We start from the raw sequence: 17,091 nt of genomic DNA, 5'->3' as shown, positions 1-17,091 counted from the left end.
CGAGTCTCTCCACTCCGTCACTCTTCGCTTCGGGTAAAGGGACTATAAAGCGGGGATACCTATTCTCCTTTGAAGTCAGTTGACACAGAGAGAAGAGCCAACGAGATGGACTTGCCCCTACCAAACCGGACACCAACTCCCCGTTAAATTGATGTTCCCGCTAAGCGCCTGAACTCCCTCGGTGAACGATATTTCAAGGCGCTGTGCGGATGCTGCTCGTTGTAATGCTCGAAGGCAATTGCCAGGTTGCGCAGCGCCGTTTCTCGATCCGGCTTGGGCATGTGCGCCACATAATCACGTTTGAGCGTCTTCACGAAGCTCTCGGCCATGCCGTTGCTCTGCGGGCTGCGAACTGGGGTGGTCACCGGCTGCAAACCGATCTGTCGAGCAAACAGGCGTGTCTGTTCGGCGGTGTACGCCGAGCCGTTGTCGCTTAGCCATTGCACCGGCGTAGCGGGCAGTTGATCACCAAAGCGCTTCTCCACGCTTTCCAGCATCAAGTCGCGGATATCATCGCCGCTGTACCCGGTCGGGCTCGCGACCCAGCCGATGGCTTCGCGATCACAGCAATCGAGGGCGAAGGTCACGCTCAGTTTGGCGCCGTCCTCACAACGGAACTCAAAGCCGTCCGAGCACCAACGCGTATCACTGGTTTCCACCGCAATACGGCCTTCGTGCCGACGCGGCACGCCGGGCTGTTTGATCCGGCGTTCAAGCAAAAGGTTGTGGTCACGCATCACCCGGTAAACCCGTTTCACGTTGACCGCCGGCAGCGACCGCTTTTCACGTGCACGACGCAGCAGTCCCCAGACGCGACGGTATCCATAGCTGGGCAGTTCGCTGACCTCTTGCTGGATTTCAGCGACCAGCTCAGCATCGTTCACAGGCCTGCTTCGCCGCACTTTGGGCGATACCGATTGCTTGATTCGAACCGTTAATTGCGAGCGCGCCACACCGAGACATTCGCTGACCAGCTTCACTGGTCGTCCCCCGGCAACAAGGGTGAGTGCGCAATCCATTTTCGCGACCGGGCGATCTCCACGGCCTCTTTGAGGATTTCGGCTTCCATCGTTTTCTTGCCCAGCATCCGTTGCAGTTCACGGATCTGCTTGAGCGCATCGCTCAGCTCGGAGGCAGGCACCACGGCTTCGCCAGCACTGACCGCCGACAGGCTGCCGTCCTGATACAGCTTGCGCCACAAGAACAACTGATTGGCATTGATGCCGTTGCGCCGAGCGACGACCGACACACTTTGTCCTGGCTCAAGGCTCTCGCGAACCATGGCCAGCTTTTGCTCTGGACTCCAGCGGCGCCGCCGCTCCTGGCCCAAAAGCTCCCCACTCTTGTCGTTGCTATTAGTCATAAACATAACCGTTTGCCTATCCCTTATCGTAAGGGGGAAACGGTGTCCTGTCTTTCATGGGGCTCGTTCACGAGATAAACTCTTGATTTTGATCCAGCGTTTCTAGTGCATCTCTTATGTGGCCAGCGACATCGCTCGCACCTTGCTTCTCAGCCCAGATAGTGAGCTCATCCATAGCCGCACCCAACGCTAGTTGGTTCTGGTTGATCTTGATTAGCACTGACGCGAATAGATATTTATCGTCCATGATTTATTCCTTGCTAGCTATTTGGTATTTCGGATTGTCATTGAAATTATTAACTTCAGCTTTGCTGCATTGCTGAGACCGGACATCGCCACCTTTTTTATCGCTATTACATAGCACCTTCTTTCTTCCACCCCAAATACCGCGTCACCAACCCGGCCCCCAACTCTGAGGGCCGGGCATCCACCACCGGCACTCCATGAGCACTCAACTGCTCATGGAGTTGCGCCCGGTCATTCAGGTAATCCACCGTCCCGCAATAGGCCAGCGCCTCCGGCAAGGTTTGCACTGGCGCGTGCCGCAAATCGTCGAGCACGTCTTCGCGCAGACTCGCCACCAGCACCCGATGCAGTTTGCTCAGGCGTTTGACGGCGGTGAGCAGTTCGTCGTCTTCGTCACGCAGGTTGGTGACCAGCACCACCAGCGCCCGGCGTTTCTGGCGGGCCAGTAGCTGGGTGGCGGCAGCCTGGTAGTCGGCGGGGCGTTGGGTGCTGTCGAGGTCGTAGACGGTGTTGAGCAACACATTGAGCTGCCCCGTGCCTTTGACCGGGGCGAGGTAGTGCGCGCGATCACTGGCGAACGTGCTCAGACCCACGGCATCACCCTGGCGCAGGGCGATGTAGCTGAGCAACAGGCAGGCATTGAGTGCGTGATCGAAATGGGCGAGTTCGCCGTCCTGGCTGCGCATCCGGCGGCCGCAATCGAGCATGAAGATGATTTGCTGGTCGCGCTCGTCCTGGTACTCACGGGCGATCGGTGTACGTTGGCGGGCGGTGGCTTTCCAGTCGATCTGGCGCAGGCTGTCGCCTTCACGGAATTCGCGCAGTTGATGGAATTCCAGGCCCAGGCCGCGACGCTGGCGCTGGCGCACGCCGAGCTGGCTGAGCCAGTTGTCCACCGCCAGCAGCTCACCGCCATAGAGACGGGCGAAGTCGGGGTAGACGCGGGTGATGTCGGTCACGTTCAGCAGGCGTTTGCCGGACCACAGGCCCATTGGACTCGGCAGGTTGATTTCGCAGTGTTCGAAGGTGAAGTGGCCGCGCTTGAGGGGACGCAATCGATAGCCCACAAGGCTCTGTTGACCGGGTTGCAGTGCTGCCAGCAGCGGGAGGTTTTCGAAGCTCAGGCCTTCCGGAACATGGTCGAAGATCTGGATGTTCAGTGGTTGATCAAAGTCATGCTCGACCTCCAGCCGCACTTCGCTCCAACGGCCGAGTGCAAGGCTGCCGGGCATTTGGCGTTGGAGGCGTGGCGAGGGCAAACGCTTGAGGCGAACGGCGTCGAGAACGGCCAGGGCCAGCAGCGCCAGCAACAATCCCCAGTTGATCGACAACAGGGTTGAGGGCATGTCGATGTCCAGTGCCCGCAACATGCCCAGCACGATGCCGATGGCGAGCAAGATGGCGAGCCAGATCAGCAACAGGCGCGACGGTTTCACAGACGCGGCGCCGGCACTTGATCGAGCAACTGCTTGAGCACCTGATCGACATCCAGCCCCTCGATGTCGAACTCGGGGGCGATCCGGACGCGATGGCGCAGCACCGACAAGGCGCAACCCTTGATGTCATCCGGGATCACGAAGTCGCCGCCACGCAGCAGCGCGCGGGCTCGGGCGCAACGCACCAGGGCAATGGAAGCGCGTGGCCCGGCGCCGAGGGTCAGGCCTGGCCAGGTGCGAGTAGTGCGGGCCAGGCGCACGGCGTAATCGAGGACCTGATCGTCCAGCGGCAGGTCGCTGGCGATGCGCTGCAAGGCCATCACATCCTTGGCTTGCAGCACGGTGCGCAGCGGTTGCACGTCGAGCATGTCGGCGCGGGTCGAGCGGCTGACCTGGCGGACCATGTTCAGCTCTTGATCGGCGTCGGGATAATCCATGCGCACCTTGAGCATGAAGCGGTCGAGTTCAGCTTCGGGCAGTGGATACGTACCTTCCTGTTCGATCGGGTTTTGCGTGGCGAGCACCATGAACGGTTGCACGATGGCCAAGGCGCGTCCTTCCAGAGTGACCTGGCGTTCCTGCATGGCCTCAAGTAACGCGGCCTGGGTTTTCGCCGGCGCACGGTTGATCTCGTCAGCCAGCAGCAAGTTAGTGAATATCGGACCCTTGCGCAGTTTGAACTGCTCGGTGTTCAGGTCGTAGACCGCGTGCCCGGTGACGTCGCTGGGCATCAGGTCCGGGGTGAACTGGATGCGCGCAAACTCGCCGCCGAAGCAGCGGGCGAGGGCACGCACCAGCAATGTTTTGCCCAACCCCGGCACACCTTCGAGCAACACGTGGCCGCCGGCGATCAGTGCAGTGAGCACGTCGTCAATCACGCTGTTCTGTCCGATCACGGCTTTTTGCAACTCATTGCGCACGGCCTGGGCCAACTGACTGGCGCGCTGGCGTTGCTGGGCGGCGTGGGTCGCGCTGCCGGGCTCGATCTGTTGACTCATAGCGTGTTCCTCAAGGTTTGCAGGTGGGCGACCTGTCGACTGAACTCAGCGCTGGACAGCCGCTGTTTCGGTCGCGGGCTCATCGCCTGGCTGATGGCGCGTGTGGGCTGGCCGGTCAGGCGCGCGAGCACCAGCCATTGTTCGGCGACGCCGAGTTGTTCAAAGCCGGGGTGTCGGTGGCGGACACGGCGCAGGATGTCTTGCTGCAAGGCTTGCAACAGGCTGTGCTGACCGCTGCGGCGCAGCATGAAATCGGCGCTGGCGCGCAGGTGTTCCTGAAGTTGCCGGCGACCTTTCGACGCCGGTGCCAGCAGCGGACCCTGGCGTACCCCGACATGCCAGAGCGCAAGACCGATCAGGGCGATGAGGGCGACCAACGCCTGAGGGAAGTTGCGCAGCAGCAAGGTCAGCAGACTGTCGTGGTCGGTATTGAATAGCAGGGTCACGCGCGTGTCGGCGGTCAGGTACCAGAGCAGCCAGGCATTGTCGTATTGGGCAATGGCCGGGGTTTTCCACAGGTCGGCGTCGGTGACGACGATGATCGAGCCGAGCCCGTGTTTCAACTGCATCATGTGCGTGGCCTTGCCACTGTTGGCCCAGGCTTGCGCGAGGTTATTCGGGTCTTCAAGATGGAACGCCGTATCGAAACTGGCGTAGGCCGGCGCGTTCTCGTCTTCCAGGTACAGCTTGGTCAGTTTGGGGAACGGGTCGTCAAGGATGTCCGGTGGAGGCTCCTTGAGGTCTTTGCTCAGCGACTGATGCACCTGCACGCGATCGAGCAGCAGGTCATTGCTCTGGCCGGTCTTTTCATCCCACAGCGACTGGGCGACAAACAACAGGCGCCCGCCGGCCCGGGTCCAGTTCATCACTTGATCAATCTGGCGTGGGGTCATGTTGTAGCGATCACCGAGCAACAACAGGCTGTGCTGATGCGGATCGAGGCTGGGCAGAACGTCGAGACTGTTGGCATGGCCGACGGTCAGACCCTGTTTGCGCAGGAAATGCTCGGCGGCCAGATAGGGATTGGCCTGGGCTTCGGGCGTGGGGCCGTGATCGATTTCGGCCTGATACGGCGTGGCTTTCAGGTACAGATAAACACTCAGCGCGCCCACCAGTACAGTGATGAACACGCCGATCGAAAGCCACCAGCGCCGGTTCAACGGACGGCTCCCGGGCCGAACAAGGTTCGCCAGCCGTCACACAGTTCCTGTTGCAAATGCGCGGGTGGCAATCGATGCCCGTAGGCCATGTTTTGCCAGTGCCCGGTCAAGGTTTTGCTGAAAGCGAGCAAGGCCGGTTGGTGCAGTTGTTCGACGCGTTGTAGCACCTCGCCTTCGGTGTCGGCGGGTTTCAGTGCCATGTTGTGGTCGTGCAACAAATGGCTGAGCAGTGCGCGATAGAGCAACCCGAGGGCCGCGCGCGGGTTGGTTTGCCAGAGACTTTCAGCGCTGGCGGCAATGTCGGCGGGCAGGGTTTCGCGGCTCAGGTCCAGGCCGAATGCTTGCTGCGGTAACGGACGCGCGGCTCGTCGGTTCAACACCGGCCGACGACTGACGAATGCCTGCAACCAGTCGCGGTAACGCCAGATCAACACGCCGATGGCGCTCATTACGGCGGCCCAGAGCAGAACTTCAATCAGGTTGGCAATAAAGCCGAAACGCTGGCTGTCGAGCAGACTGGCCAAAGCCTTCAGCCATTCGGGTGTTTTCCCGTCCTCCGGGGTTTTGGTGTCAGGTTTGTCTTCGCCAAATCGATAGCGGGTCACCGTTTCCTTGTTCGTGAACGGGGGCTGATCGAGGATTGTTTTGATGGTGTCCCTAGAGGCCTGGCTGGTCAGTGGTTGGTCCAGCAGACGTGGGCTGTCCGGGGTAATGACCGGCTCGGCGGCCCAGACGTTTTGCGTGGTCGGAACCAGCATTATCGCTGCCAGCAGCAGAGTGACCGCCGTGGTGTTGAGGCGTTGGCGCAATCGGCGGAACACCAGTTCGATGTCCCAGGCTTCCAGCACCGTGCGTCGATTCAGATAAAGGCTGAAACCGCAGGCCACGTAGATCGGTTCCCAGACAATCAGCACCAGCACGTAAAAGAAATTCGTCAGGTGTTCCAGCCAGCGCCAGTCCTGGCTGGCCACGTCGATCAAGGACTGCCAGCTCCAGTCGAGTTCAACCTGCTGTGGCAGGAACATATAGAACAGCACCATCAGGCCAATCCACAGCGCGCTTTCCAGGTGCACGCCAATGATCGTCAACCACTGCGCTGCACCGGCGTTGCGCTGCAGCAACACCCGCAAGCGCTGCTGTCGTTCATCACCCGCCAGGCCTTCGAGTTGCACCACCGGCATCAGAAAGCTGCGGCTCAGGCTCAGGCGTCGCCAGGTCAGGCTGGCCAACAGTTGTGGCTTGAGCAGGTTTGGCCATTGGCGCAGCGCCTGTTTCAAGGTGGGCGTTTCGCCGAACATGGCTTTGGACAGGATATACAGCGGCAAGCGCTCGAATGCCGGTTTCAACCACCAAAAGATAAACACGGCGAGGGAGGGTGAATCCCACAGGAAAAAGCTGAGCAGCGCGAAGATCGGCAAGGTGATGATGGCCCAACTGGTCATCAGCAACCGTCGATGGCGCTGGCTCAGCAGCACGCCCAGGTCCATGGCTTCCCAGGAGTTGCGCGGGCGGATGACGACCGTGGCATCACTCAGGCGCATGGCGGGTCCGTCCGGCAAACAGCAAGTAAGTCGCCACCAACAACCAGAGCGCGGCGCCGACCAGGTATTTGGTCATGGGGGCCGGCGCGGTCATCGACGACCAGTAGGCTTCGATAAACGCGGCAATCAGCAGAAACAGCATGACGCCGCAGATCAGCAACACGCTTTTGCGCGCTGCCAGTCGCAACGCTTCGGCGCGGGGCAGGCGTCCCGGCGCGATCAACGCCCAGCCCAGTTGCAGGCCGGCGGCACCGGCCAGGGCGATGGCGCTCAGTTCGAACGCGCCGTGACCAATCACGAAGGACCAGAAGGTTTGCCCGAAACCGATGTGCGTCAAGTGTCCCGCCACCGCACCGATCATCAAGCCATTGAACAGCAGGAAAAATGCGCTGCCCAGACCAAACAGCAACCCGCTGGCGAAGGTCTGAAAGGCGATGCCGATGTTGTGCATGATGTAGTAACCGAACATCACCCAGTCTTCGCTGGCGGCGCGTTCCGCCGAGCGGCCCAAATGGCCGGCGACCGGGTCGTACATGCTTTGCATCTCACTGACCTGCTCGGCCGGGATCAGGCTGTAGACCAGGTCCGGGAACAGATACACCAGCAGCGCAAAGCCGATCAGACTGCCAAAAAACATCAGGCTGGCGGCGAGCACAAAGCGCCATTGTTCGCGCACCAGCCGCGGGAAGCCGGCAAGGATAAAGCTCAGTATGTTGGCGCCCAGTCGACTGCGATGCCGGTAAAGCTGTTGATGCCCGCGCAGCACTTGTTGCTGCAACGAGTCGATCAGGAAACTGCTGTAGCCCCGTTCCTGAGCCAGTGCCAGTTGTTGGCAGAGCCGTCGATAGTCTTTCGGGAAACTGGCGATACCGGAAGCGTCCTTGCCGCGCTCCAGTTGTTCGAGCACCAGGGAAAACCGCGCCCATTCGGCCTTGTGGCGATTTTCGAAAAGGCTTTGTTTCATGCGGGCCCCAACAAACCACGAGCGATGGCGTTAAGTTCCGCCACGGCGCGTGGCGCGGGAACCTGCAAGGGTTGGGCAAGGATGGACGCGAGTTCATGGCTGCGCGCCTCGGAAAGTTCGCCCTGGCGCTCGGCAAACCCGAGGACGGCACGTTGCTCGGGTAGCGTCAGGGCAAAGGCCGGGCGCCGAGGCTGGACGTCGGGCAGTTGCGGTCGGGTCAATGGCTGTTCGCGGTAGATCACCAGCGTGCCGGCGGCCAGGTCACCGAGGCGTTTGAAGGAGGGGTGTTGCAGGCAACTGATGGCGCCGAGGAAGTAGCCAAACGGCAACAGGTCGACGAATCGCAACACGTTACGCAACAGCGAGGCGGACCATCCGATCGGGGTGCCGTCGTCATGTACCACGCGCAACCCCATCCATTGTTTGCCCGGCGAACGGCCCTGATTGAGGACCTCGAACAGCACCATGTACCACCAGCTGACCCCGAACAGCAGGATCGAGCCCAGCCCGGCACCGAGTTTTCCCAGAAACGCCAACACGATAAACAGCACGCCGAGTATCAGCCCGCGCAACCCGAGGTCGATGGAGAACGCCAGCGCACGAACCATCAACCCGGCCGGGCGCAGTGGCAAGTCGATGCCTTCGGGCGTTTCGACTTGATACCGCGTGTCCAGTGGTGGGGGCAGCGTCGCATTCCTTGGCAGTGCTGTGGTCTCGAGCATGGGCAACCTTGATGTGGCCTGTTCGGGATTCGATGTCTGTCCGATGCTAGCAGCCTCTCGGGGGAAAACGACATAACTATGTATTGCACGTTGCGAAACCAGAAGTGATTGAATGACAAGTTACTGGCCGGGGCGGGATGTGAACGCCTAGACTTTGCCGATCTTCAGTTCAGGAACAGCCCGTGACCTCGATCTTCTGGTACGACTACGAAACCACCGGCATCAATCCCCGATGCGACCGCCCGCTCCAGGTGGCGGGGATTCGCACCGACTTCGATCTCAATGAAATAGACGAGCCGGTCAACCTCTTCTGTCAGCCCAGCGACGACATCCTGCCGCATCCAGCAGCCTGCGCGATCACCGGTATTACGCCCAGTCAGCTGGCCGAACACGGTTTGAGCGAAGCCGACTTCATGACCCGGGTGCACGCTCAACTGGCGGCACCGGGGACCTGCGGCGCGGGTTACAACACGTTGCGCTTCGATGACGAGATGACCCGTTACAGCCTGTACCGAAACTTTTTCGACCCTTATGCGCGCGAGTGGCAGGGCGGCAACAGCCGCTGGGACCTGATTGATGTGGTACGTGCGGCCTACGCCTTGCGCCCCGATGGCCTTGTCTGGCCAACCGATGATGAAGGGCGGGTGACGCTTAAACTCGAACGGCTGACCGCCGCCAATTGCATTGACCACGGCAATGCCCACGAGGCGCTGTCGGACGTTCGCGCCACCATCGCCCTGGCTCGGCTTATTCGCGAGAAGCAGCCGAAGTTGTATGACTGGTTGTTCCAGTTGCGCGGTAAACAAAAGGTGATGGATCAGATTCGGCTGTTACAGCCGATGGTGCACATTTCCGGACGATTCTCGGCGGCTCGCAGTTATGTCGGTGTGGTGTTGCCACTGGCCTGGCATCCGCGCAACAAGAACGCCCTGATTGTCTGTGACCTGCATCTGGATCCCCAGGGGTTGCTTGATCTGGACGCAGAAACCTTGCGTCAGCGCCTGTATACCCGCCGTGATGACCTGGCCGACGGCGAATTGCCGGTGCCGCTCAAGCTTATTCATATCAACAAGTGCCCGGTGGTGGCGCCGCTGTCGGTACTTCGTCCTGACGATCAGCAACGCCTGGGGCTGGACATGGCGCTTTATCAGGATCGCGTACTGCGGCTAAGTGACGCACAACAAGTTTGGCGAGATAAAGTGTTGGCTATTTATGCCAGCGAAGATTTCACTCCGAGCCGGGACCCCGAACAACAGTTATACGATGGTTTTATCGGTGATCGGGATCGTCGTCTATGTGAGCAAGTCAGGGCCGCCGACCCAGCCCAATTATCACAACAGCAATGGCCTTTCGATGACGAACGTTTACCTGAATTATTGTTTCGTTATCGCGCACGCAACTTCCCCGATACGTTGAATTCCGAGGAGCAAGAGCGCTGGCAAACATTCTGTCAGCAACGTTTGTCGACCCCGGAGTGGGGGGCGCCCAATACGCTTGAAAGTTTCGTAGAAGCCGCAGCCCAATTGAGCGTTACTGCTACAACGTTTCAGCGAGAGGTACTGAGTGAATGGCAGAATTATGTCCAGGAATTACGCAAACGTTTGAATCTTTGAAAACGAAAAATGCCCGGGCTGTATTCCGGGCATAAAAAAACGCCAGCATCAGCTGGCGTTATTTTTTGTCACGGATAAGTCTTTGACAACCTATTGGGCTTAGCCCAGCAGGGTAGCCCAGCCTTCAACCACGTCACCGCCCCACTTGGCTTTCCACTCTTTCAGAGTCTTGTGGTTGCCACCTTTGGTTTCGATGACTTCGCCGTTGTGCGGGTTTTTGTATTGTTTAACTTTGCGAGCACGCTTGGTGCCAGTAGTTTTTACTGCGCCGCCACGTGGTGCTTTGGTCTTGGACTCTGGGTCCAGCAACGCGATGATGTCACGCAGGGACTTGGAGTATTCGCCCATCAGGGTGCGCAGTTTGCCTTCGAATTCCAGCTCGGTTTGCAGTTTGTCGTCTTGGGACAGGTTCTTCAAACGGGCTTGCAGCTCTTTGATAGCTTCTTCGGTGGCGCGATATTCGTTGATCAAGGACATGAGGACTACCTTATGTTGGGCGCTGGATGGCAGGGTGACAGTGCCGCAATAATAGTCAGGGTGTTTCATCAAGTAAACATTTAACCGGCTTTTTATTTAAATTAGTTGCGATGAATAGGGCGTCAATTCAACGCAGAGTTAAAAGTGTGATGCAGTCATCACAGATATTCACAATTGAGCGCTTGAAGATTGACTACAAGAACACCATCGCGCGGGTGGTGAGGGGTTGCCGGAATCTGTTCCACTGACCCGCGTGCAGGTCAATGTGTCATCGATACTGCAGTTTTGCTGCGCAATCGCTAGAATGGCGGCCTTTGCGAAGTTCTGGAGTTTCCCCCTCATGCGCACTTTTCGGCTGGTGATTGCTTGCCCGGACCGCGTCGGCATCGTTGCTAAAGTCAGTAACTTTCTGGCGTCACATAACGGCTGGATCACTGAAGCGAGCCATCACTCGGACAATCAGAATGGCTGGTTCTTCATGCGTCACGAAATACGTGCCGACTCGCTGCCTTTCGGTATTGAGGCCTTTCGCGAAGCGTTTGCACCCATTGCCGAAGAGTTCTCGATGAACTGGCGCATTACCGACACCGCGCAGAAAAAGCGCGTTGTGTTGATGGCCAGCCGTGAGTCCCACTGTCTGGCCGACTTGCTGCACCGCTGGCACAGTGATGAACTGGATTGCGAAATTTCCTGTGTGATTTCCAACCACGACGACTTGCGCAGCATGGTCGAGTGGCACGGCATTCCTTATTACCACGTGCCGGTCAATCCACAGGACAAAGAGCCGGCCTTCGCCGAAGTCTCGCGCCTGGTCAAACAGCACGATGCCGAAGTGGTGGTACTTGCCCGTTACATGCAAATCCTGCCGCCCGCGTTGTGCAGGGAATATGCGCACAAGGTCATCAACATTCACCACAGCTTCCTGCCGTCGTTCGTCGGCGCCAAGCCGTATCACCAGGCCTCGATGCGTGGCGTGAAGTTGATTGGTGCGACGTGTCACTACGTGACCGAAGAGCTGGATGCCGGTCCGATCATCGAGCAGGACGTGGTGCGCGTCAGCCACAGCGACAGCATTGAAGACATGGTGCGTTTCGGCCGTGACGTCGAGAAAATGGTGCTGGCCCGTGGTCTGCGTTATCACCTGGAAGACCGGGTGCTGGTGCATGGCAACAAGACCGTAGTGTTCTGATCGCCGCACATCACGGTTGAAATTCGAAGGGCCTGGGCGTTCAATCGCTTCAGGCCCTTCGCCGTTTCTGCACTGAGGACATGACCATGGCCGATCCACTCGACAAAGCCACTTCCAAGGCCCCCGCCACGTTGGGGGAGGGCTGTTTGAGTCGCTACGACCCGGATGAGATGAGCCCTGAAGACGGCACGGAGTTTCCCGGTGCCGCCGAGTTGTGGGAGCAGTTGCAGCAGCAACCCGAAGACAAGCCTAAGCCTGCTTGAACTTCATCAGTTTCTTCAGCAGCGGCCGCCCCAGCATCAGCAGAAACACCGGGCCGCCCACTACCAGGTAGAAGTAATACGTCACCGTCCGCCAGATCAGAATCGCCGCCGCGGCGGTGGATTTCCCCACCATGGGCGCCAACAGCGCCGCTGAAGTCAACTCCGCCGCACCCGCACCGCCCGGCAGCAGACTGAATTGCCCTGCACTCAGCGACAGCATCTGGATCAGAAAGCACCAGGCCCACTGCAAGTCGGCCCCGAGCCCGCGCAACGCCAGATACAGCACGCTATACCGCAGGAGCCAATGCACGCAGGTCAGGGCAAACACCTTGATCAACGTCAGAACGGGCAACTTCAGCGTGTCAGTGAACGCCGCCAGGAAGTGCAGGAGCTTGCGTGCCCAGCGCAGGCGCGTGGTGCCTTTGACGTTGAGGCGAACGAGCAGTCGCCCGCTCAGGCGAATCAGCAGTCGATGGTAGCGCGCCACCACCACGCAACTGAGCAACCCGCCAAACATGGAGACGGCGCTGACGATCAGCAGCCATTCCAGGCGTTCGCTGAGGTGCTGGAACAACGCATAGATCAGAATCCCGCTCAGCGCGCAGAGGAAAAACAGCAGATCGCTGAGTTGGTCCATGGCGAACACCGCGCTGCCCCGTGCCGGGCGCACGCCATTGCGCGCCAGTAGCGCCATGATGGTCAGCGGGCCGCCGCTGCCGCCTGGGGTGGCGCAGTAGGCGAACTCGGCGGCCATCACTACGCCAAGACTCTTGACCCGGCCGACCTTGTCGCACTGATCGCCCAGCAACAGGCGCAAGCGCAGGGTGTTCACCACCCAGCACAGCAAGATCATGCCGAACATGATCAGCAATTCATTCAAGGGGAAATTTTGCAGCCGCGACCACGTCTCGTTGCCGCCCAGCAGCAATGGAATCAGCACCGCGGCGAGCAGGGCGATAAACAGCAGAATGCCCCGGCTCATGCGGCGCGACCGAGACGATCACTGTGAAAAGAGAGCCACTGGGCCTTGGTCATTGGCACTCGCCCCTCATCGAGCAAGCGCTTGAGGGTTTGCAGCCAATAGTTGCGCGAAAATCCATGACGCATGTCCACCGGGTGCAGTCCAAGGCGAATCACCGGCGCGTGCCGCCAGCGCTGTTCACGCTGGTCGCTGATGATTTTCGACAGCCCCCGGCGCCAGGCACTGCGCGCACTCCAGACCAGTCCCGGCGCATCGATGGCCTTGAAGTCCGGCAGCCGATAGAGATGCTGTGAATCGCTGGTGTAGCTCAGCGGTAACTGGCGTAACGCCTGCCGAGTGCCTTCGCTCATCAACCATGCCGGGGCGACGAAGCCTTCCAGTGGCCAGTGATAACGATGGAACACTTCGATTCCGGCACGCAGGCGGGCGAGGGCGGCGGCTTGCGACAAGCTGTAAAACTCGCCTTCGTGGGTATAGATCCGGCGCATGAACCAGTCTCTGGGATTGCTGGGAGGAGGGCTTTCGTCGCAATGAAAGTAGCCGTGCAATGCCAGTTCGTCACCTCGGGCAACTCGGCTGGTCAGCCATCGGCGAAATCCCGGATGCTCGTCCAGGTCGTTGTGCTTGTGGAAGTTGGGCACCACCAGCCAGGTCATCGGCACTTCGCCCAGGGCATCGACAGCCTCGACAAAAGGCTGGTAATCGGCCCAGGTCTGCGGCGCAACGTCATGCAGCACGAGTACCAGGCTGGGCAGGTTCATGGGCTCAACCATTGGCGGTCAGCGGCCATTGGCTGCCGAGCACTGCGTGATAGTGCCCCAGCAGGCTGTCGACCACGGTGTCCCAGGCGTAATGCTGTTCGACATGGTTGCGGGCGCGCTTGCCCAGGGCGGCGCTGTCGTGGCTGAACAGCTCGCGAACAGCATTGGCCATCGCCAGGGGATTGTTCGGCGCGCAGAGCAAGCCGCATTGATCGGTGACGATTTCCTGAAAGGCCCCGGCGGCTACCGCCACCACCGGAATACCGCTGGCCATGGCTTCGAGGATCACCAGGCCGAAGGTTTCCTGATCGCCGGCATGCAGCAACGCGTCAGCGCTGGCCATCAAGCGCGCGACTTGCGTGGCCGGGCAGAACTCATCGACGACAGTCACGTTGTCCGGCACCACAGCGGGCATGGAAGAACCGACTAGCAACAAATGATAACGAGGCCCCAGACGTTTCATGCAACCGAGCAAGACCGGCAGGTTTTTTTCCTTGGAGCCACGGCCGGCAAAAATCAGCAGATGGGTGTTTTCATCAATGCCTAACTCGGCCCGCAAGCCGCTGTCCCTTGCTTGGGGATTGAACGTTTGCAGGTCGACCCCCAACGGCTGGACAAACACATTCTTCACGCCAAGACCGATCAACTTGTCGGCCATGACCTGACTCGGTGCCAGCACACGGTCGAAGTTGCCATACAGCTTGCGGACATAGGCCTCGACATTCGGGGTCACCCAATTGCCCATTCGATTGCTGACCAGCAGTGGCAGGTCCGAGTGATAAAAGCCGATCACCGGCACATCCAGTTGCCGCCGCGCATCCAGAGCTGCCCATGCGGTGAGGTAAGGGTCGCCGACTTCGATCAGGTCAGGCTGCAAATCATGCAGGACATTTCGCCATGGCGCCAAGCGGAGAGGAAAACGATAACCCTTGCCGAAAGGTAGGGCCGGGGCTGGAACTGAGTAGACGCCGTCATGCTCACTCAGGTGTGCCCCTGGAATCAGCAAACTGTGGCGAATGCCTGGCTTGATGCTCAGGCGACGGTGCTTGGCATCCAGATACGTGCGCACGCCACCGCTGGCCGGGGCGTAGAACATGGTGATGTCCGCGATATGCACAGTGAGCATCCCTCCGGTCCGTTGTTCTCCCTTGGTTGACCTTTATGAAGGATAGATGTTCGGTCGGGGTTTTGTGGCGCGCAGATCAGCGAGGTTTTTGCGGTGTATTTCAGACCGCCTTCGCGGGCAAGCCTCGCTCCTACAAATTAACGCTAACCCGTGTAGGAGCGAGGCTTGCCCGCAAAGAGGACCTCAATGCCGCATCAAATACGGAAACTGCCCACCAACTGCTTAAGACGCGCTGCCTGCTGCTCCAGGTCCGAACACGCCCGCAACGTCGATTGCAGGTTCTCCACGCCTTCCTGATTCAGCGTGTTGATCTCGGTAATGTCGACGTTGATCGACTCCACCACCGCCGTCTGTTCCTCGGTCGCGGTCGCCACCGACTGGTTCATCCCGTCAATCTCACCAATACGCAACGTCACGCTGTTCAAGCGCTCGCCCGCCAGGTTGGCGATTTCCACGCTGTCCTGGCTGTGGCGCTGGCTGTCGCTCATGGTGCTGACGGATTCACGGGCGCCGACTTGCAGCTCTTCGATCATGGTCTGCACCTGTTGCGCCGATTCCTGTGTGCGGTGCGCCAGGTTGCGTACTTCGTCAGCCACCACGGCAAAACCACGCCCGGCTTCACCGGCGCGGGCCGCTTCGATGGCAGCGTTGAGCGCCAGCAGGTTGGTTTGCTGGGAGATGCTGGTGATCACTTCGAGAATCTGCCCGATGTTCACGGTTTTGCTGTTCAGCGATTCGATGTTGGTGCTCGAAGCGCTGAGCATGCTCGACAGCTGATTCATCGCTTTGATGCTGCGATCCACCACTTGCTGGCCATCTTCGGCGAGGCTGCGGGCATCGCTGGCCTGGCTGGACGCCTGTGCAGCGTTGCGGGCGATTTCCTGAGCGGCGGCGCCGAGCTGGTTGATCGCGGCGGCCACGCTGCTGGTGCGCGAGGCTTGCTGGTCGGAGTTGAACATCGACGAATTCGACGCGGCGACCACACGCAGCGCGACTTCGTTGACCTGGCCGGTGGCCGAGGACACTTCACGGATCGAACCGTGAATACGTTCGACAAAACGGTTGAACGCTGTGCCTAGAACGCCGAATTCGTCGTTATTGACGATGGTCAGACGTTTGGTCAGGTCGCCTTCACCGTCGGCGATGTCTTCCATGGCGCGGGTCATGACATGCAGCGGCTGGATCAGGATGCGGATCAACATGCCGAGCAACGCGATGATGATCGCCACGGCAATGATCGTCGCGACGACCGCCGAGGCGCGGAATTCGCTGAGCATCGAGAAAGCTTTGTCTTTATCGACCGACAGGCCGATGTACCAGTGGACCGATGGCAGGCCTTTAATCGCCGTGAAGGTGACGATGCGAGTCTTGCCGTCCACTTCGACTTCACTGAAGTCGCTGCTGATGCGCGGGGTATTGTTCGGGTACGCCTCGCTCAGGGACTTCATCACCAGGGCTTTGTCCGGGTGCACCAGGATCTTGCCGTCGGCGCTGACCAGGAAGGCGTAACCCATGCCGTCGAAATCACGGGCGCTGAGGGTGTCGATCAGGGTTTGCAGGCTCAAGTCGCCGCCCACCACACCCACGCTTTGCCCGGCCTTTTTCGAGGCGGTGGCGATGGAGATGATGGTCTGGCCGGTGGCCGCATCGATGTAAGGTTCGGTCACGGTGGCCGTGCTGCTGCTTTCGGCGCCTTTGTACCAAGGACGTACCCGCGGATCGAAACCGGCAGGCATTTTGGCGTCGGGACGAATCGTGAAGCTGCCGGTGGAGTCGCCCAGGTAGGACGCCATGAAAGTCGACGTCAGGGCTTTCTGCTCAAGCAGACTCGCGACGTTGGCCTGTTCAGGATTGACGGCTATGTTTTGAGCGAGGTTGTCGATCAGCAGGATACGGCCAGTCAGCCAGGTCTGGATGTTGCTGGCGGTGACGTCTCCCATCTCGTTGAGGTAATTGTCCAGGTCTTCGCGAATGGCGTTGCGCTGCAGGTAGTCGTTGTACAGTGTGAACGAGGCGAAGGCGGCAATGACGATGAGGGCGGCGGCAAGCAAGATTTTATGGCTGAAACGCAGGTTTTTGTTCATGGCTTGGGGTTCCGCTAAGGTCTTAATGTCCTGAGCGTGCTTTTATAAAGGCACTCAAAATGGGCAATGTTGAAAAAAAGCTGATATTTCCATCCTCTCCTTAGGGAATTACCGACGCTATTTTCGGATTGGTCTCACAACTATTTGTATCGGCCGTGCAGGATCA

At 59.5% G+C, this 17,091-nt stretch carries 16 protein-coding genes; 3 read left to right on the top strand and 13 right to left on the bottom strand.

Going from position 1 to position 17,091, the window contains the following annotated elements; genetic code table 11:
- Positions 1-143: 143 nt before the first annotated feature.
- From HP062_RS13580 to HP062_RS13545, 8 genes are all read right to left on the bottom strand, one after another.
- Positions 144-1,363 (bottom strand): IS3 family transposase gene (locus HP062_RS13580; protein WP_372242693.1). Its coding sequence is split into 2 segments (ribosomal slippage): positions 144-1,018 and positions 1,018-1,363, totalling 1,221 coding nucleotides; the frame shifts between segments, so codons are not numbered across the junction.
- Between the two features lie 67 nt (positions 1,364-1,430).
- Complete coding sequence (locus HP062_RS13575) at positions 1,431-1,610, bottom strand: hypothetical protein (RefSeq protein ID WP_172791531.1); 180 nt, start codon at positions 1,608-1,610, stop codon at positions 1,431-1,433.
- A gap of 106 nt (positions 1,611-1,716) precedes the next feature.
- Complete coding sequence (locus tag HP062_RS13570; RefSeq protein WP_172791530.1) at positions 1,717-3,045, bottom strand: DUF58 domain-containing protein; 1,329 nt, start codon at positions 3,043-3,045, stop codon at positions 1,717-1,719.
- Complete coding sequence (locus HP062_RS13565) at positions 3,042-4,043, bottom strand: MoxR family ATPase (protein ID WP_010457549.1); 1,002 nt, start codon at positions 4,041-4,043, stop codon at positions 3,042-3,044. The genes HP062_RS13570 and HP062_RS13565 overlap by 4 nt, the downstream gene beginning before the upstream one ends.
- The gene (locus HP062_RS13560) at positions 4,040-5,203 is read right to left on the bottom strand and encodes a DUF4350 domain-containing protein (RefSeq protein ID WP_172791529.1); all 1,164 of its coding nucleotides are present in this window, start codon (positions 5,201-5,203) and stop codon (positions 4,040-4,042) included. The genes HP062_RS13565 and HP062_RS13560 overlap by 4 nt, the downstream gene beginning before the upstream one ends.
- Entirely contained in the window at positions 5,200-6,744 is a 1,545-nt protein-coding gene (locus HP062_RS13555; protein WP_172791528.1) for a DUF4129 domain-containing protein, read from the bottom strand. The genes HP062_RS13560 and HP062_RS13555 overlap by 4 nt, the downstream gene beginning before the upstream one ends.
- Positions 6,731-7,708: a stage II sporulation protein M gene (locus tag HP062_RS13550; RefSeq protein ID WP_145309209.1), complete on the bottom strand. Its 978-nt coding sequence runs from the start codon at positions 7,706-7,708 to the stop codon at positions 6,731-6,733. Before HP062_RS13550 ends, HP062_RS13555 begins: the two co-directional genes overlap by 14 nt.
- Positions 7,705-8,430, bottom strand: a complete 726-nt coding sequence (locus HP062_RS13545) for an RDD family protein (protein ID WP_172791527.1) — start codon at positions 8,428-8,430, stop codon at positions 7,705-7,707. The genes HP062_RS13550 and HP062_RS13545 overlap by 4 nt, the downstream gene beginning before the upstream one ends.
- A 182-nt stretch (positions 8,431-8,612) precedes the next feature.
- Between HP062_RS13545 and sbcB the strand changes: the two genes are divergently transcribed.
- On the top strand, positions 8,613-10,043 hold the full coding sequence (gene sbcB / locus HP062_RS13540; RefSeq protein ID WP_172791526.1) for an exodeoxyribonuclease I: 1,431 nt from the start codon (positions 8,613-8,615) through the stop codon (positions 10,041-10,043).
- 99 nt (positions 10,044-10,142) lie between these two features.
- On the opposite strand, the gene mvaT is transcribed toward sbcB, so the two are convergent.
- Positions 10,143-10,520: a histone-like nucleoid-structuring protein MvaT gene (gene mvaT, locus HP062_RS13535; RefSeq protein WP_007933316.1), complete on the bottom strand. Its 378-nt coding sequence runs from the start codon at positions 10,518-10,520 to the stop codon at positions 10,143-10,145.
- 340 nt (positions 10,521-10,860) lie between these two features.
- On the opposite strand from mvaT, the gene purU reads away from it, so the two are divergent.
- Both purU and HP062_RS13525 read left to right on the top strand, forming a co-directional pair.
- Complete coding sequence (purU, locus tag HP062_RS13530) at positions 10,861-11,709, top strand: formyltetrahydrofolate deformylase (RefSeq protein WP_010457535.1); 849 nt, start codon at positions 10,861-10,863, stop codon at positions 11,707-11,709.
- Between the two features lie 86 nt (positions 11,710-11,795).
- Positions 11,796-11,972, top strand: coding sequence for a hypothetical protein (locus tag HP062_RS13525; RefSeq protein WP_010457533.1), 177 nt, complete (start codon positions 11,796-11,798; stop codon positions 11,970-11,972).
- Here the strand turns inward: HP062_RS13525 and HP062_RS13520 are convergent.
- The 4 genes from HP062_RS13520 to HP062_RS13505 form a co-directional block, all read right to left on the bottom strand.
- Positions 11,959-12,954 carry a lysylphosphatidylglycerol synthase transmembrane domain-containing protein gene (locus tag HP062_RS13520; RefSeq protein WP_102594733.1) on the bottom strand — a complete coding sequence of 332 codons (996 nt, stop codon included), beginning with the start codon at positions 12,952-12,954 and terminating at the stop codon, positions 11,959-11,961. The two genes, HP062_RS13525 and HP062_RS13520, sit on opposite strands and share 14 nt — an antisense overlap.
- On the bottom strand, positions 12,951-13,727 hold the full coding sequence (locus HP062_RS13515; protein WP_172791525.1) for a DUF2334 domain-containing protein: 777 nt from the start codon (positions 13,725-13,727) through the stop codon (positions 12,951-12,953). The genes HP062_RS13520 and HP062_RS13515 overlap by 4 nt, the downstream gene beginning before the upstream one ends.
- Complete coding sequence (locus HP062_RS13510; RefSeq protein ID WP_172791524.1) at positions 13,720-14,841, bottom strand: glycosyltransferase family 1 protein; 1,122 nt, start codon at positions 14,839-14,841, stop codon at positions 13,720-13,722. The genes HP062_RS13515 and HP062_RS13510 overlap by 8 nt, the downstream gene beginning before the upstream one ends.
- Positions 14,842-15,035: 194 nt before the next feature.
- Positions 15,036-16,925: a methyl-accepting chemotaxis protein gene (locus HP062_RS13505; RefSeq protein ID WP_010457526.1), complete on the bottom strand. Its 1,890-nt coding sequence runs from the start codon at positions 16,923-16,925 to the stop codon at positions 15,036-15,038.
- Positions 16,926-17,091 lie beyond the last annotated feature (166 nt).

This window comes from Pseudomonas sp. B14-6, assembly GCF_013260315.1.
GTDB classification, from domain to species: domain Bacteria; phylum Pseudomonadota; class Gammaproteobacteria; order Pseudomonadales; family Pseudomonadaceae; genus Aquipseudomonas; species Aquipseudomonas mandelii.
Note: the sequence above shows the minus strand (reverse complement) of the source record. Positions and strands in the feature narration are given on the sequence as shown.